Source organism: Paenibacillus sanfengchensis, from assembly GCF_036864765.1.
Lineage (GTDB): Bacteria > Bacillota > Bacilli > Paenibacillales > Paenibacillaceae > Fontibacillus > Fontibacillus sanfengchensis.
Map to the genome: position 1 here is coordinate 431303 of NZ_JBAGJC010000004.1, position 15878 is coordinate 447180.

At 53.1% G+C, this 15878-nt stretch carries 14 protein-coding genes; 10 read left to right on the forward strand and 4 right to left on the reverse strand.

All coding sequences use genetic code 11. From position 1 onward, the window contains the following. Positions 1-104: 104 nt before the first annotated feature. Genes V4U84_RS11225 through V4U84_RS11235 form a run of 3 tightly spaced genes read right to left on the reverse strand, consistent with a single transcriptional unit; the run spans position 105 to position 2225 of the window. Positions 105-1286 carry a MalY/PatB family protein gene (locus V4U84_RS11225; RefSeq protein ID WP_334071293.1) on the reverse strand — a complete coding sequence of 394 codons (1182 nt, stop codon included), beginning with the start codon at positions 1284-1286 and terminating at the stop codon, positions 105-107. A 3-nt stretch (positions 1287-1289) separates the two neighbouring features. Then, positions 1290-1865 (reverse strand): beta-class carbonic anhydrase, encoded by a 576-nt coding sequence (locus V4U84_RS11230; RefSeq protein WP_334071292.1) that lies wholly within the window; start codon positions 1863-1865, stop codon positions 1290-1292. Positions 1866-1895: 30 nt separating this feature from the next. Further along, positions 1896-2225, reverse strand: a complete 330-nt coding sequence (locus V4U84_RS11235) for an iron-sulfur cluster biosynthesis family protein (RefSeq protein WP_334071291.1) — start codon at positions 2223-2225, stop codon at positions 1896-1898. A 135-nt stretch (positions 2226-2360) separates the two neighbouring features. Between V4U84_RS11235 and V4U84_RS11240 the strand changes: the two genes are divergently transcribed. From V4U84_RS11240 to V4U84_RS11250, 3 genes are all read left to right on the forward strand, one after another. Then, positions 2361-3878, forward strand: coding sequence for a carboxypeptidase M32 (locus V4U84_RS11240; RefSeq protein ID WP_334071290.1), 1518 nt, complete (start codon positions 2361-2363; stop codon positions 3876-3878). 221 nt (positions 3879-4099) lie between these two features. After that, the gene (locus V4U84_RS11245; protein WP_334071289.1) at positions 4100-4768 is read left to right on the forward strand and encodes a TetR/AcrR family transcriptional regulator; all 669 of its coding nucleotides are present in this window, start codon (positions 4100-4102) and stop codon (positions 4766-4768) included. Beyond that, the gene (locus V4U84_RS11250) at positions 4765-5964 is read left to right on the forward strand and encodes an Acg family FMN-binding oxidoreductase (RefSeq protein WP_334071288.1); all 1200 of its coding nucleotides are present in this window, start codon (positions 4765-4767) and stop codon (positions 5962-5964) included. Before V4U84_RS11245 ends, V4U84_RS11250 begins: the two co-directional genes overlap by 4 nt. Before the next feature lie 18 nt (positions 5965-5982). Here V4U84_RS11250 and V4U84_RS11255 read toward each other — a convergent pair whose 3' ends face one another. Next, positions 5983-6450 (reverse strand): CBO0543 family protein, encoded by a 468-nt coding sequence (locus V4U84_RS11255; RefSeq protein ID WP_334071287.1) that lies wholly within the window; start codon positions 6448-6450, stop codon positions 5983-5985. A gap of 448 nt (positions 6451-6898) precedes the next feature. Here V4U84_RS11255 and V4U84_RS11260 point away from each other — a divergent pair, with 448 nt between their 5' ends. From V4U84_RS11260 to V4U84_RS11290, 7 genes are all read left to right on the forward strand, one after another. Further along, positions 6899-8527 carry a sensor domain-containing diguanylate cyclase gene (locus tag V4U84_RS11260; RefSeq protein ID WP_334077196.1) on the forward strand — a complete coding sequence of 543 codons (1629 nt, stop codon included), beginning with the start codon at positions 6899-6901 and terminating at the stop codon, positions 8525-8527. A gap of 167 nt (positions 8528-8694) precedes the next feature. Then, positions 8695-9690, forward strand: coding sequence for an ABC transporter substrate-binding protein (locus tag V4U84_RS11265; protein ID WP_334071285.1), 996 nt, complete (start codon positions 8695-8697; stop codon positions 9688-9690). Positions 9691-9729: 39 nt separating this feature from the next. Continuing rightward, a complete protein-coding gene (locus V4U84_RS11270) occupies positions 9730-10515 on the forward strand; it encodes an ABC transporter ATP-binding protein (protein WP_334071284.1) in 786 nt (261 codons plus the stop codon). 3 nt (positions 10516-10518) lie between these two features. Then, on the forward strand, positions 10519-11358 hold the full coding sequence (locus V4U84_RS11275; protein WP_416367235.1) for an ABC transporter permease: 840 nt from the start codon (positions 10519-10521) through the stop codon (positions 11356-11358). Between the two features lie 1053 nt (positions 11359-12411). After that, positions 12412-13404 (forward strand): aromatic acid exporter family protein, encoded by a 993-nt coding sequence (locus V4U84_RS11280; RefSeq protein WP_334077197.1) that lies wholly within the window; start codon positions 12412-12414, stop codon positions 13402-13404. Positions 13405-13588: 184 nt separating this feature from the next. Further along, positions 13589-14134, forward strand: a complete 546-nt coding sequence (cotE, locus tag V4U84_RS11285) for an outer spore coat protein CotE (RefSeq protein WP_334071281.1) — start codon at positions 13589-13591, stop codon at positions 14132-14134. Positions 14135-14375: 241 nt separating this feature from the next. Next, a complete protein-coding gene (locus V4U84_RS11290) occupies positions 14376-15878 on the forward strand; it encodes a putative amidoligase domain-containing protein (protein ID WP_334077198.1) in 1503 nt (500 codons plus the stop codon).

The window sequence follows — 15878 nt, forward strand, 5'->3', positions numbered from 1 at the left end:
GCTTATCCGTAGGGATACGGAACATTATAGGGTTGATGGAACGAAAATGGGATACTGGCAAAAAAAAGCGGAATGCATTGATCTGCATTCCGCTTATTTATACTTTATACACCTTTGTGGGCAGTTACTGCCGAAGTAAAGCGGTCGAGCGCTTCCTTCAGGAAATCCTGCGGACAAGCCAGATTGATTCGCAGGAAGCCCTCGCCGTTCTTGCCGTACAGCGAGCCCTCGGTAAAGGCGATTTTGGCTTCCTTGTACATGAGCCGCTTGAGTTCCGTAGACGAGAGCTGCAGCTTCCGGCAATCTACCCAGAGCAGATAGGTACCTTCGGACGGAAAGGGGATCAGGTCGGGAAGATGCTCGGCCAAATACCGAACCGCAAATTCCTGATTTGCTTTTACATAACCGAGCAGCGCGTCCAGCCAGTCTTCGCTTTTATCGTACGCCGCAATCGTGGCGGACGGACCGAAAAAGTTGACGGATCCGATCCCCAGAGCCTCGATCGTTTGATCGAACTTCCGCTTAAGCTCCCGGTTGGAAATGACGGTAAACGACGTTTGCAGCCCCGGAATGTTGAAGGTTTTCGAAGGGGCCAGACAGGTGACCGTTCTTTCGGCATAAGCTTCCGATAGGGAAGCGAAAGGAAAGTGACGGTGCTCCGGAAATACCAAATCGCAATGGATCTCGTCGGCCACTACTTTGACATCATATTTGACGCAAAGGTCACCGAGACGTACAAGCTCTTCCTTGGTCCAGACCCGGCCGCCCGGATTTTGCGGACTGCACAGCAGCAGCAGCTTGGCGCCTTCTTTCATCAGGCCTTCAAGCCGGCCGTAATCCATTTCATACCGGCCTTCCTTCAGGAGAAGCGGACTCTCCGCCAGTCTGCGCCCGTTTTTCAGGATCACGTCATAAAACGGGTTGTACACGGGAGACTGCAGGATAACGGCATCTCCCGGGTCGGTCAATGTTTGAACGGCGATGCTGAGCGACGGTACAACGCCCGGAGAATCGGTCAGCCAATTGGCATCGATGGTCCAATGATGCCGGCGCTGAAACCAGTCCGTAATCGCCTTTACATAATCTTCGGTGCGGATCGTATATCCGTAGATCCCTTGAGCCGCCCGTTCGTTTACCGCTTGAACGATCGCCGGGGCGCATTTGAAATCCATGTCGGCTACCCACAACGGCAGGACATCGGGGTCCCCGAACAGTTTCTCGCCCTGGTCCCATTTATAGGACCGTGTTCCCCGGCGCTGGGTGCGCTCGTTAAAATCATGACTCATCGGCTATTCATCCCCTCGAGAGGCGTAACCGTCCACGACAAGCTCAAGCTCTCCCGTAGTGGAGTCGATGAGCATGCCGTGAACAGGTACTTGGGGGGGAAGCAGTGGATGATTTTTCACAATCTCCACAGTATGAATTACCCCCTCTTTTTCGTTGTTAAACCCGCGCAGCCATTTCTTTAGTTTGATCCCCGAGTTTTCCAGCGTGCTCAGCACGTCCTGGGAAATGCCGCGTTCCTTTATGGAATCGATCATACGCTCGGAATTCAGCGAGGCCATCCCGCAGCCCGTGTGGCCTATAATGTAAACCTCCTGGGCTTTCAGCTCGTAAATGGCCACGAGCAGACTCCGCATAACGCTCCCGAACGGCTGGGAAATGACGGCGCCCGCGTTTTTAATGATCTTGGCGTCGCCGTTGCGCAGGTTCATGGCTTTGGGAAGGAGCTCGACCAGCCGGGTGTCCATGCAGGTGACAATGACCATTTTTTTCTCCGGAAACTTGTCCGTGATATAGGCCTCATATTCTTTGTTAGCAACAAATGTGCGATTGTACTCCAGAATGGATTGTAGCTGACTCATAACGATCTTCCTCCTTCGCGATTTTGGACTTTACAGTTGCCGGCGATCTGTGAGCCGGATATTTGACTTATAAAACTGCGAGACACCGTCCAGACGGAATGTTCCTCCGCTTTCCTCGGCGGTAAGCATCAACTGTTCTTCAAAAAAGACAGCCTGCATCCGGTCGATGGAAAAGGGAAAGGTGTCATTTTCCATGGGGATATCATAGGGCCCGGGCTCTTGGGCAATCTGCAGACTGGGAACGCCGCTCATTCCGCAGCCGCAATTTTCCGTATCATAGACCAGCCGCATCAAACCGGGTTGATCCCCGATCGCTTCCCGGATCATATGTTCCGCACGCGAGTCCAATTCAATTCTCATCGGCGACATCTCCTTTATTTTTGCTGAAAAACATTTGAAAAAACCAAAAAGGCCGTCTTAAAATTTGATTATACGTTTTGTAAAAAGTATCATCAAGAGGAATGGAAAAATTAGAGGATAGAGGTGGGATCCATTATGAAGCAGCAAACGGCAAATACATGGAAATCCTTTCTAGAGCTACTGCGGAAAATTAAAAGCTATCATGAAGCGGTGGCGATGATGCATTGGGATCTGCGGACCGGAGCGCCGCGGAAGGGAGCGGAAGCCCGTTCGGAAACGATCGGCGTGCTTTCAACGGAAGCTTTCAAGCTGCAAACCTCTCAGGAAATGGGAGAGTATTTGAGCTACCTGCATCACGAAACCGTCCTCGGTGAACTGGATGAAACCGGCCGCCGCCTGGTGAAGCTGGTGAAAGAGGAGTATGACCGCAATGTGAAAATTCCCCCGGACAAATTCAAAGAATACGCGGAGCTAACGGCGCATGCCGAGACGCTCTGGGAAGATTTCAAGGAGAACGGGGATTTTGCCGGCTTCGAACCCTATTTAACCCGGATTGTCGCACTCACCCAGGAATTCATTGATTATTGGGGTCCGAAGGAAACGCGTTACGATACCTTGCTGGATATGTACGAGCCTGAATTGACCGTGAAAAAGCTGGATCAGGTGTTCGGCGAGCTGCGCGACCGGTTGGTTCCACTGGTGGACAAGATCACGTCTGCGCCGCATAAACCGCAGGCTCCGTTTCTGAATCAGCTGTATGATAAAGCACAGCAGGAAAAATACGGGCGGTATTTGCTCGAACAGATCGGATACGATTTCGAGGCCGGACGGTTGGACGAGTCGGTGCACCCTTTTGAAATTACGCTGAATCAGGGCGATGTCCGGATTACCACAAACTACTTGCAGGATGATGTAACGAGCTCGATCTTCAGCGTGCTCCATGAAGGCGGCCATGCGCTGTATGAGCAAAATGTCGCCAAGGAACTGAACGGAACCCCGCTTAGCGAGGGGACATCCATGGGGATTCATGAGTCCCAGTCGCGGTTCTGGGAAAATTTCGTCGGACGCAGCCGCGCCTTTTGGGAACGCTACTACGCCGACCTGCAGCAACATTTCCCCGATCAGTTGAAGGACGTAACGGTCGACGACTTCTATCGCGCCGTGAACCGGGTGGAGAACTCGTTGATTCGCATCGAGGCCGATGAGCTCACTTACAATCTCCATATCATCATTCGTTATGAAATCGAGAAGATGATCTTTAACGAAAATCTCCCGATCAGCGAGCTGCCTAAAGTATGGAATGAGAAATATAAAACCTATCTCGGACTCACGCCGCCGAACGACGGTCTTGGCGTCCTGCAGGACGTGCATTGGTCCGGCGGCAGCTTCGGCTATTTCCCGTCCTATGCGCTCGGCAATATGTACGCGGCGCAAATTGCCCGCACGCTCCAGAAAGAGCTGCCGCAATTTGAGGGGTTTGTGAAGGAAGGCAACTTCAAACCGATCAAGGAATGGCTGACCGACAAAATCTACAAGCACGGCAAAGCGTTGAAGCCGGCCGAAATTATTTTGAGCGTGACCGGAGAGGAATTGAATCCCGAATATTTGGCCGACTATCTGGAAGGGAAGTACAAGGCTATCTACGGTCTGTAAGCACGGACGAATGGTCTGCGAAAAAAAGCCGCGGGGGCATCCATTGTGATGCAACGGCGGCTTTTTTGCGTTTGAAAGTGGGGGCAGCAGCTTACGCGGGAATATGCTTGCATGAACATCCTAAATAGGTTCATTGACAAGCGCAGTCAAGAGGATATAATAAAGTAAACTCACAGTTTACTTTACTGCATGATAATGCAAAAAACGAGGGAGGGAGTCTATTGGGAAGCCGGGAACGCAGACAGAAGGAACAGGAAATCCGCAGGAATGATATCATCGAAGCGGCGGAGCGGGTATTTTTCGCCAAAGGGTATCCATATGCCACCATGGACGACGTAGCCAAAGAAGCGGAATTTAGCAAAAGAACGGTATACATCTACTTTAACAGCAAAGAGCAGATTTATTTCGAAATCATGATTCGGGGTTACAAGCGGCTTATCGCCATGCTGCAGGAAGATATGGAGAGCGGGGATTTTACGGACGCGATTGAGGAAATCAAGCGGATGTCCTTGACGCTATACCGGTTCAGCCGCACGTTTCCGGATTATTTCAAAGCCATCATGGAATACGAGACCGGAGAACGCGATTTCCAAAAAGGGGTTCCTGACGAATCCAGGGAAGAATGCTATGCGCTTGGCGAAAAAGTCATGGGTGTTTTAATCGGCTTGCTGAAAAAAGGAATTGCGGAGGGTTCCGTTCGCGCGGATCTGGATCCCGCGAATACAGCGCTGGTATTATGGGCCTGTATCATCGGCGTTTTTAATACGGCGGGCAAGAAAGAAAAGTATATTAACAACTATTACGGGCTAACGGCCGAGGGATTGATTTCGGAATCGTTCGCGTTGATGATTTCGTCCATTCGGGCCGGGCATGGAGGAAACTTCCAATGAACCGAAGAAGGGGGAAGAAAATCGTGATGATGGCGATAGGCGGTATCGGGATATTGGCGCTGATCGCTGTTGCGGCATTGCTGCTGATCGGCGGGGCGTTCGTGGCGCCCAAGTATTTGGAGCCTTGGCAAAAAAACGTTGCCCAGCAATCTGGCGACCCGCGCGTTCGTCTGTCCGCTCACGGTCTGCTCGCCGCCAGCGGACATAACATGCAGCCGTGGAAGATCAAGCTTGACGGCAGTAATCCGAACGTGTTCTATCTGTACGCCGATAGTGAACGCTTGGCCGATATGGTGGATCCGCTCTCCCGGCAGACGATGGTGAGTCAGGGAACGTTTCTGGAGAACGTTCGGATTGCCGGATCGCAACTGGGCTACCTTACGGACATCGCTTTATTTCCGGGCGGGGCATTCGATGAACGGAACTTGCGGGCCAGCATGGACGCCAAACCGGTGGCCCGAGTCACGCTGGAACAAAGCGATCGGCAAGGCGAGTCCTTGTATGACTTCCTATTTCTGCCGGATACGAACAGAGCGGCCTATCGGTCGGACAGGCTTACGGTGGACGAAATCAAAGCACTCGAAGACATAAGCGGGGACAACGGCGTAACCGTAAAGGTGTTTCAGGGCGAGCCAAACGTAAGCAAGCTGGGAAGTTACGCGCTCAGGGCCGCCATTGTCGAGGCGGGCGTAAGCCGCGTCATGGAGGAATCAGACGATATTTTCCGCGCTAATGAACGTGAAAAAAATGCATACCGGTCCGGTTTTTCCGTCGAGGGTCAGGGCACCGGCGGGCTCATGCGGTATTTGGTGCAGGGGCTGGTTACGTTATTTCCCTCGATGAACACCGGCCAAGCCGCGAGCGAAAGGTTTGTGCAATCGGCCGAGAAGTCAGTCGGCAGCACGCCGGCCTATGTTATGATTCTTTCGAAAGATAATAGCCGCAAAAGCCAGATTGAAAGCGGCATGGCTTACGGTAATTTAATCTTGGAAGCGCACCGCAGGGGCCTGGTGATGCAACCGCTGAGCCAGGCGCTTGAGGAGTACCCGGAGATGAAGGAGCTGTACGATGGCATTCACCGCGAGTATGCCCCTGACGGAGAAGTCATCCAGATGCTCGTTCGCATAGGCCGTCCCACACGGGAAGTTCCGCAAACGATGCGTCGTGACGTCAGGGAACTGCTCGCCAGCCAATAAAATCAGGCGGCTTTTGGATCAATGATTGTCGCTCCGGGACCGCGATGTAAAAAAATACCCATGTAACCGGTAATATCCGTAAACCAACGCTAGGGCCACAATGTAGGAAATATACGTCAAGCCTACGTTCCAACCTTTTCCATAATGAAGTCTGTCCAGGCAGACTAAGATAAGCTCCATACCGGTCAGCAAGGCGGAAGACAAGGCGACGATCACCACAGGGTGAATACTCGTATGTCTGATACAGTAGAGCATCAGGCACGCGACCACGGGATATATGCCCAAGTTAAAAGGAATAGTAAGGACGGATTCCATGTCTTTCGGAGTCAATATCCACCACTCTCTATAGACCCCGTAATCGTTAAACAGAAGCGAGATAAGTCCGGCCGAAGGAAAGGCAATAAGCATCGCGTTCTTGTCCCGTTTGACCAAGAAAATTCCGGGGATCCACGGAATCAAAAAACCGACAATCCAATTTAACAGCAATTTAACCACCTCGTAAGAAGTATATCCCTTTCAGGCAGGCCTAAATCCTTTTCATGGCTCCAGGCAGATTTGAGTAAATTTTTGCTTGAAATACAATGGCCCCTTCTCGCCGAACATGCTAGGATGAGCGTGATGGGGTTCGCTGCTGAATCAATCCCGTGATGAGGTTGCTGGCGGAAAAGCAATCGGTGCATTTCCCGGGAGTTCCCGTACATTTCGTCAAGGAGCGGCCCGTATTTCAAATCCTGTAGATTTCGTTGATTTTAAGTCCAATTTTCGATATAGTGGTGGATGAGTCCGCCGCTTTTTTTGTGGCTCCCATTTGGGGAGGACATGAAACCTCCTGTTATATTATTTCGTAATTTCAGAGAACCGGCCTTGTCGGTTCTTTTTCATTAATGTTATATCATCGTAAATGCTTGCATCAGCTTCGGGGGAGACGCAAAAGATGATTTCGCTTTTCAAGCCGCACCATAAGCCACATTACAAACCGCAACAGAAGAGAAGAAAGATTAGTTTGACAGCCGTTTTTACCGGCTTTGTAAGTCTCTCGGTTTTGCTGACCCTAACCGTTTCCATCCTTTCATCCACACAGACGCAGAAAAGGTCCCTAGTCCATAATACATTAACCCTGAATTTGTCCACCGCGGTTCAAATGAGTAAAACCATGGATTCGCTTTTTCAGTTCATGCAGTCAGGTTTAACCAATGCGGCCGTTACCTTTGGCGAGTCGGGAGTATCCCTGCAAAAAAAAGAGCTTGAATCCAGGCTTGATCTTATCCGAAACAGCAGCGGTTATTTTAACTCCATTGTGCTGGTGGATGAAACCGGATTGGTTCGAGCCATCTCCCCGAAATCCATCGGGACCGCCGGTTCACATATTACTTCACAGGCTGCTCTAACCGCCTTGCGGTCGCGGAAAGCTTTTATATCCGAAGTGTATATGACTTCCGTAACCAAACGAATCATTGTATTTATCAGCGAGCCCATCTTTGATCGAAACGGGAATTACAAAGGATTTATCAGCGGCACCATCTATCTGCAGGACAAAAACATCCTCAATCAAATCTTTGGCGGTCAGTTTGAAAAGAACGAAACTTCTTACTTTTATATTGTGGATTCCAAAGGGCAGGTGTTGTATCATCCCGACAATAACCGGATCGGTAAGGATATCAGCGCCAATCTGATTGTCCAGCAACTCGAGAAAGGGAAAAGCGGAAAGCAGCAGTATATCAATTTAGACGGAGTGGATTCGTTGGCGGGATATACCCGGATTCCGTCTACCGGCTGGGGCATCGTCGTAGTGTCGCCTACAAAGATGATCTATGATCAGCTGTATATCCATGTCGTTCTGCTTCTTTTACAGATGCTGCTCCCGCTTACCGTTTTGATCTTTATTGTTGTGTGGACGGCCCGCCAAATCGCCAATCCATTCGTTTTTCTGACCAATCTGGTCCAGAAGTTTGAACAAGATGGCGTGGAACTGCCCAAGCCGCGGGTCCATTGGAATCGGGAAGCGGATTTGCTGACACGAACGGTTGTGAGGGCGCTCCACAATTTCCGGCGGCAGAACGAACAGTTAACCCAGGAGGCAATGACGGATGCCCTAACCGGATTGATGAACCGCAGAACGTTCGAGGACACGATCCGGAGCTGGATCGATCAAAGGATGCCTTTTGCCATTCTGGTTCTGGATATCGACAAATTTAAGACCATCAACGATACCTTCGGACACCAGACGGGGGACGCCGTGTTGAAGCAGGTGGCCGGCATAATTCGGGCGGGGGTAACCCCGCAGGATGTCAGCTCCCGTTTCGGCGGTGAGGAGTTTGTGGTCCTTTTGCGCAATCATGATCGTTCCGAAGCCTTTCTGAGAGCGGAGCAGATTCGCAAATCGGTGGAACAGGCGGTTCTTGTGGCCGATCACCCCGTAACCATTTCTATCGGGGTTGCTCTCTACCCCCAGCATTCCTCAACGGCCACGGAGCTGTTTCATCTTGCGGATAACGCCTTGTACCTAGCCAAGGAAAGCGGGCGCAACCGTACGGTGATGATTCAGGAACAGGACAAGGCCTAACCGGGCGACATAGGAACTAGCCGCATCCTGCGAGGGTGCGGTTTTTTGCCATGGGCCAATCATCAGGGCGGGAGCGGGGATCGAGATAGGTCCATAACCATTTGTTTGACCTCCGCATACACTACACTATAGATATCATCCTAGTTTCAAGAAAAGAGGTGATAGAGATGAAGGGGAAGCGCTATGCCATGTTGGCCATGACGCTCGTTATTTTCTTTGCGGGGGCTTTGGCCGGCTGCGGGGGCAAGGGGAATACGACGGTGAAGATCGGCGAAGTGACCCGTTCCGTCTTTTATGCTCCACAGTATGTCGCGCTGGAAAAAGGTTTTTTCAAGGAGGAAGGGCTTAAGGTGGAGCTGCAGACGACGGCGGGGGGTGACAAAACGATGACCGCGCTGCTGTCGGGTGCGATCGATGTAGCCCTGGTCGGCGCGGAAACCTCGATATACGTGTATCAGCAGGGGGCTGAGGATCCGGTGATCAATTTTGCTCAGCTCACCCAAACGGACGGTACCTTCCTCGTCTCCCGGGAGGAGGCGCTGGATTTTGCCTGGGACGACCTGAAAGGGAGCGTTTTTCTAGGCCAAAGAAAGGGCGGAATGCCGCAAATGGCGGGAGAATTCACCTTGAAAAAACACGGCATCGATCCCCGCTCGGATCTGGAACTGATTCAAAATATCGAATTTGCCAATATCGCCGCGGCTTTTGCCTCAGGCACGGGACAATACGTCCAGTTGTTCGAGCCGCAGGCCTCCATCTTCGAGCGGGAGGGAAAAGGGCATGTCGTCGCCTCCTTCGGCACGGAGAGCGGCCGGCTTCCCTATACCGTCTATATGACGAAACAAAGCTATATCGCCCGGAATAAAGAGCTTGTTCAAAAATTTACGAACGCGATTCATAAGGCGCAGATCTGGGTACAGGAGCACTCGCCGGAGGAGACGGCAAAAACGATAGCTCCTTATTTCAAAGACACGGATCAAGAAATACTGGCGAGCTCCGTGAAACGTTATCTGGAGCAGGGGTCGTACGCCGAATCTCCCCTGCTGGAGGAAGCGGGCTGGAACAATCTGCTGAATGTTATGGAAAACGCGGGCGAGTTGAAAGCGCGGGTGGAACTCAGAGAACTGGCCGATAACTCTTTTGCGGAGTCCACAAACAAGTAATGTCGGATAACAAGGGCGGGAAAGGAGCGTGAGACTTTAGTGAGTCAAGTCCCTGTCGTTGAATTGAAAGACCTGGATCTGGTGTATGTGACGGACCGCGAGGCCGTGCTTGCTCTGGAAGGGATGAACCTGTCGGTCATGCCCGGCGAGTTTATCAGCCTGGTTGGTCCCAGCGGATGCGGCAAAACCACGCTTCTGTCCGTGATCGCCGGCCTGTTACCTCCGTCGAGAGGGGAGGTCCTGCTGCACGGCAAGCCGGTGACCGGGGCGTCCCCGGAAGTCGGATATATGCTTCAGCAGGACTATTTGTTCCCTTGGCGCACCATTTTGAGCAATGCCTTGTTGGGGCTGGAACTAACGGAGCGGCTGTCGGAGGACAGCCAAGCTTTCGTGCTTGAGCTGCTCGAAGGCATGGGCCTCGGGGGCACGGCGGATCGGTATCCCCACCAGCTCTCCGGCGGAATGCGGCAGCGTGTGGCCCTGGTAAGGACGTTGGCGACGAATCCCGATCTGCTGCTGCTGGATGAGCCGTTCTCCGCACTGGATTATCTGACGAAGCTGCAACTGGAAGACCTGGTGGTGGATACTTTAAGGCAGCGAGGGAAAACCGGTGTACTGGTCACCCATGATTTGTCCGAAGCCATCGCGGTCAGCGACAGGGTCATCGTGCTTGCGGCGCGGCCGGGAAGAATCCGCAGCACCTATGTGATCCCGGAGAATATCCGCCAGGCCCAACCGTTCTATGCGCGCGAGGAGGCCGGGTTCAATGAGCTGTTTCACGAAATCTGGCGGGACCTCGAATCGCTTGAAGGAAAGGGGGAATAGCGATTGGCTGAGGCTATGTCGAACAAGAAGGGCGGGCCTAAGTCCGCCTGGATCGAGGACAAATGGCGCGACCATCTGAGGCACAAACGGCGGGGGAGCCGGCTGGTGTTGGCGACCCAGCTTCTGTTGCTGGCCGTCCTGATCGGATTGTGGGAGCTGGCCGGCCGGCTGGGGTGGGTCGATGTTCTGATTTTCAGTTATCCTTCCAAAGTGGGCGGGCAGATCGTCAAGGATGTCCTTAACGGGGAATTGTGGCCGCATTTGGCCGTAACGGTGGGGGAAACCGCGGTCGGCTTTCTTCTCGGTACACTAATCGGTACGCTGCTGGCGGTTTTGATCTGGTGGTCTCCTTTTCTGTCGCGGGTGCTTGAACCTTATATGGTCGTGTTCAACAGTATGCCCAAAGTCGCCCTCGGTCCGATTTTTATCGTTTTGTTCGGCGCGGGATTCACGGCGATCGTGATTACGACGCTTTCCATCACCGTGATCGTCACCACGCTTGTGGTTTATAACAGCTTTAACGAAGTGGACGACAATCTCGTTAAAGTGATTCGGACCTTTGGCGGGGACCGGCGGGATGTATTCATGAAGGCGATCTTGCCGGCCTCTTTTCCCGCGATCGTGTCCACATTAAAGGTCAATGTGGGGATGGCGTGGGTAGGCGTTATCGTCGGGGAGTTCCTCGTCGCCAAAATCGGGCTGGGCTATTTAATCGTCTACGGGTTTCAAGTGTTCAACTTCACTTTGGTGCTGGCGAGCCTCGTCATAATCGCGGTTGTCGCCACGGGAATGTATCAGCTTGTCGTGTATGTGGAGCGGATATTGCTCAAGGAACGTCGTTGATCTCCCTATTCAGCATGAGCCGAAGCGATGAGCTGCGGCTTTTTTGCACTGACCCCTCTCATTGAGTTCAAGGGATGAGTGGCTGGCGGCCAGCTTCCCTTTGAAGCCGGACAGATGAATAGGGGCTTTATGCGCAGCTATTTTGTCGAATTCGGCTCATTGGTGTGAAATAGAGGCCGTTTAGGCACTGAAGTTGCATCAAACCTGACAGGGTACTTCTTATTTTGAAACTTGTCGCCTCGGTGTGGCGAGTTGGATCCGGCGTGTCCCATTTCCCTAACCGCCGTCGCATGAGCAGCCTTGCAAGAAAGACGAAAATTAACACTAACGGTTGCCACAGCCGTTATTTGTCCTGAAAACGCCGATTTCCCATTCTAACGGCCGCCACGGCGCTTGTTTTCGCATAAACAGGCTTTTAAGGCGAGAATCCAGGGGAATAACGGCGCTCACTACCGTTAGAATTTCGAAAGGGCTACTTTTCGTTAAATAGCGGCTGCTACAGCCGTTAGAGTCCTCTCAGACGTTAGTACCAGCCGGAAAGCCTGACCTTTTGCAGGAATTCATACTCGATCAATGCAGGTAAGTCTTGGAGGGCAATGGAAATTTTCCCGAAAAAAAGGAAGACTACGCCATGCGTAAGATAGGACCCCATTTTTAACCACACTCTTCTTTCATGTTAAGGTTAGTGCATCGCTAGTGCCGTTTAGGGCCTTATTTTTGGAAAAAGCGGACCAAACCCTAATTTCGGAGCCCGCTCCCGTGAATTAAGGCCCTTCCTGACCGCTATTATTCCCGCTGGGCCGAAATAGCGGCCCAAAAGGCCGCTAAGGCGAGCGCTGTCCAGGAGGATTTTGCGGGGGGGCCGGCTCCAGTTCGCTAAGGCGGCGAATAAGTCTGAAATTGGACAGCGCCATGGCTGACGGGAGCCGCCGCCTTGGTCGGTGGATTTGACTTTCTTGGCCCCCCATTGTTTGAAGGGAGGAAATCAAGTACGATAGGATGAAGAAATAGGCCGTTTTTTTCTATATTTTATGAGAATGATAGGGTGGTTTCATGGGATTTCGCGTCATTAAAACAGCAATCGCCACATTAATCGCAATCATTGTCGCGGATTTGGCCGGTGTGGAAGGGGCGTTATCCGCCGGTCTATTGGCCATCCTCGGGGTGGATGTCACCCGGAAGCGGAGCATCGCCACCGTTACCTCCCGTTTTTTTGCGTCGGTGCTCGGACTGCTGCTGGCCTTCGGCCTTTTTTACATATTCGGATTTCATATCTGGGTGCTGGTTGTGTATATCCTTATCGCGTTTCCGCTCATAACCAGGGCTCATTTCAAAGAAGGTATCGTCACCAGCTCTGTTGTCGTGTTTCGCGTCTTCGGGGGAGAGGAGCTGAGCGCTCATGTCATGCTTACGCAGATCGAACTGCTTGTGATCGGGCTGGGGGCGGCCATGGTGGTCAACCTGGCTTATATGCCCAAAGCGGAGGAGAAGCTGATCGAGATCCGGCGGCAAGTCGACGGGTTGTTTTCGGTGATTTTCAGTCATCTCGCCCAGTCTCTTCGCGACCCTTACCACCTTTGGGACGGGAAGGAAATCATTGAAGCGGGCCAGCGGGTCGACGAAGGTCTGGCTTCGGCCAAGCGCGCTCTGGAGAATCAGTTAATCTCGGCGAGCGATGCCTGGTCCGTTTATTTTTATATGCGGAAGGAGCAGCTTGGCCGGATCGAAAGCATGCTGGAGTTGGTCTCTTTTGTTTACCAGCGGATGCCGCAGGGACAAATTACGGCTTTATTGTTCGATCGGCTGAGCCAGGACGTGTTGACCGAGGAATATACGGGGCAAACGGAACTGATGCTTGCGGAGTTGGAGAAGGAGTTCAGGCGGATGGAACTGCCGGCGACCCGGGAAGAATTCGAAATCCGTTCCGCGATATTGCAGCTTTGCCGGGAACTGGCGTATTACCTGAATATCGCCAAAAAAGATAAGGCGCCCGCATCGCTCAAATCGACGGGGAAAGAGAAGGGTCAAGTGGCCGGAGGACGCTGAGGAAGTTTCGGATTAGGGGGGATTCACGGCGAAAATCCTGCCGGGTGCGCGAATAAACAGTAAAAAAAGAAGCCTGGCGAAAGAGCCGGGCTTCTTTCACATATTTATTTCTCTTGGGCTAATCAACATTCGCCCAGTTCCTGCATACATATGTAATGAATGATGTATGGAGGAGGTTTCGATCATGTCATTGAAATATCAAAGTAGAGAGATTATCACGAAAGCGATCTGCGGAAAAGGTCGTAAGTTCTCTACCGTAACACATACCGTGACTCCGCCACACAAACCGACGAGCATACTGGGGGCGTGGATCATCAACCACCAGTACGAGGCGGTAGCGGCGGGAGACGGAATTGAAGTTATTGGTACTTACGATATCAACATCTGGTACTCCTATGACAGAAATTCGCAGACCGAGGTTGCCAAGGAGACCGTGTCGTATGTGGAAAATGTGCCGCTCAGTTACTTGGATTCCAGACACCGCGCTTCGACAGTGGAGGTTTTTGCGGAGGCGACGCAGGAACCGAGCACCGTTGAAGCCAGCGTATCGGGAGACGGCCGGGTGGCGATTCGCGTGGAGCGGGAATTCGCCGTTGAGCTTGTGGCCGAAACGAAGCTGAATGTTCTTGTCGTGCCTGGCGGTGAGGACGGGGACAAAGATTATGATTTTGGATCCGAGCTCGGGGATTACGAGGATCTGGATCCGGACCTCCTCGACGACGAACTGTAAGCGGCTGTAGCTGTATTAATCTTCCCGGCAATTTGAATTTGCAGGTATGGTCTACTATATGCGGCAGGGGCGTCGTCGTCGAGGGCGGCTGCCCTCTTTTTGTTTTATTTTTCAAATTTTTTTTATCAAAAGCCTTGAAACGGTTCGGGATTGGGCCGCGAAATCGAGGGAACTTTTCCGGATAAACCGGATCCGCGAGCCGCGAGCCAAGAGCAGTTGTATATGACCAGGAGATTTCCCTGTGAATAAAGTAGTGATCTGCGGAGAAAAGAGGGGCCGGAGCATGGAAATGAAGCATGTGCTGAAAATCAAGCTGGAAGGCGGGGTTTTCAGCAGCAGGTTAATGCGGGCGTTCATAAATCAGGGAGGACCTTATGAATTGCTGAGAGGACCCTTGAAGGGTAATGAAAGGGCTTCTCGGGAAGAGGGGGGATTCGTTTACGGGTTGCCTGGTAGTTATATCGCTGAACCGGCGATGGCGGTGACGGTGACGGAATGGAGGCTGAATAACGAAGCGGCCCGATTTGCCGCAATCCCTCGGGAAAAGGTCGAGGCCGGTTTGCGGGCCGCCGGGCTTTTGGCGGAACTCGGCGATGGCCGGGCAGCCACCGGACGGAATGGCGGCTATGTACGCCGATACGCCGTCAGCGTGTTCAACCTGCGGGCTCTGACCGTGGTTCCGGTCCAGGCCTCGACCGTTACCCTGCCGTTTTCCGGGGCCGGGGGAGAACCGGAACCGGCTTCTCCGCTTTGGCGACGCCTGGAGAAGACCGCCGTCCGGGCTCTTTATACCTTTGGACTCGATTTCGGGGAAGTAGTGATCCGGGCAGGCGCGGAGGGCTGCTTCACGGTGGAGAAGATGGGTACCTCTCCGTCCTATGGGGGCATGAGAGCCGCGGCCCTTACCGCCGAAGCGATGGCCGGGCTGCTTCGGGAGCTGGAGGAGGCGGAAGCCCGGTTTTCCGAGCGGCTGATCGGGATGGACCCGGAATTTTTGCTCTACAACGGCAAAACGAAAAAAGTGGTGCAAGCTTCCCGCTATTTGGGACGGCAAGGTATCGCGGGCTGCGATGTCCTGCGCTACCGGGGCCGGCGCCTCTTCCCGGTTGCCGAACTGCGGCCCGAGCCGGGTAGGGAGCCGCGGGATTCCGTGCGCCAATTGCTCTGCGCATTCCGCGCGGCGAAGTCGGCGATCACCGACGGCGAACTGCTTTGGCAGGCCGGGGGCATGCCGCAGCGAGGCTTCCCCCTGGGCGGGCATCTGCACTTCAGCGGAGTCCCGCTGACCGGGGAACTGCTTCGCACGCTCGACAATTACCTCGCTCTCCCGATGGCTCTGCTCGAGGACAGCCGCAGTGCGAGGAGGCGGCCGCTGTACGGCTTTTTGGGCGATTTCCGGCGCAAGGACTACGGCGGCTTCGAATACCGTACTCTGCCCAGTTTTTTGATTTCGCCGCTGGTGGCGAAAGGCGTTCTGGGGCTGGCGGCGCTTATCCTTAGAGATTATCGCTCCTTGCAGCGGCGCCCGCTGCAGGATCAGACGGTTCAAAAGGCGTTCTACGAGGCGCGCAAGCAGGTGCTGCGCAAGACGTGGCCTCCGCTGGCGAGGGATATCGCCGCTTCCCCCGGGTATCCGGACTATGCGGAATATATCGCCCCCTTTTTGGACGCCGTCCAGTCCGGCAAGGTTTGGGACGAATCCGCGGACATCCGCGGCCCGTGGAAACTGCAAACCGACTCGTAA

What these genes read in the sequence shown, in the direction of transcription:
- V4U84_RS11225 (WP_334071293.1), bottom strand. Translation starts at nt 1,286, where the DNA reads ATGAGTCATGATTTTAACGAGCGCACCCAGCGCCGGGGAACACGGTCC.
- V4U84_RS11230 (WP_334071292.1), bottom strand. Translation starts at nt 1,865, where the DNA reads ATGAGTCAGCTACAATCCATTCTGGAGTACAATCGCACATTTGTTGCT.
- V4U84_RS11235 (WP_334071291.1), bottom strand. Translation starts at nt 2,225, where the DNA reads ATGAGAATTGAATTGGACTCGCGTGCGGAACATATGATCCGGGAAGCG.
- V4U84_RS11240 (WP_334071290.1), top strand. Translation starts at nt 2,361, where the DNA reads ATGAAGCAGCAAACGGCAAATACATGGAAATCCTTTCTAGAGCTACTG.
- V4U84_RS11250 (WP_334071288.1), top strand. Translation starts at nt 4,765, where the DNA reads ATGAACCGAAGAAGGGGGAAGAAAATCGTGATGATGGCGATAGGCGGT.
- V4U84_RS11260 (WP_334077196.1), top strand. Translation starts at nt 6,899, where the DNA reads ATGATTTCGCTTTTCAAGCCGCACCATAAGCCACATTACAAACCGCAA.
- V4U84_RS11265 (WP_334071285.1), top strand. Translation starts at nt 8,695, where the DNA reads ATGAAGGGGAAGCGCTATGCCATGTTGGCCATGACGCTCGTTATTTTC.
- V4U84_RS11280 (WP_334077197.1), top strand. Translation starts at nt 12,412, where the DNA reads ATGGGATTTCGCGTCATTAAAACAGCAATCGCCACATTAATCGCAATC.
- cotE (WP_334071281.1), top strand. Translation starts at nt 13,589, where the DNA reads ATGTCATTGAAATATCAAAGTAGAGAGATTATCACGAAAGCGATCTGC.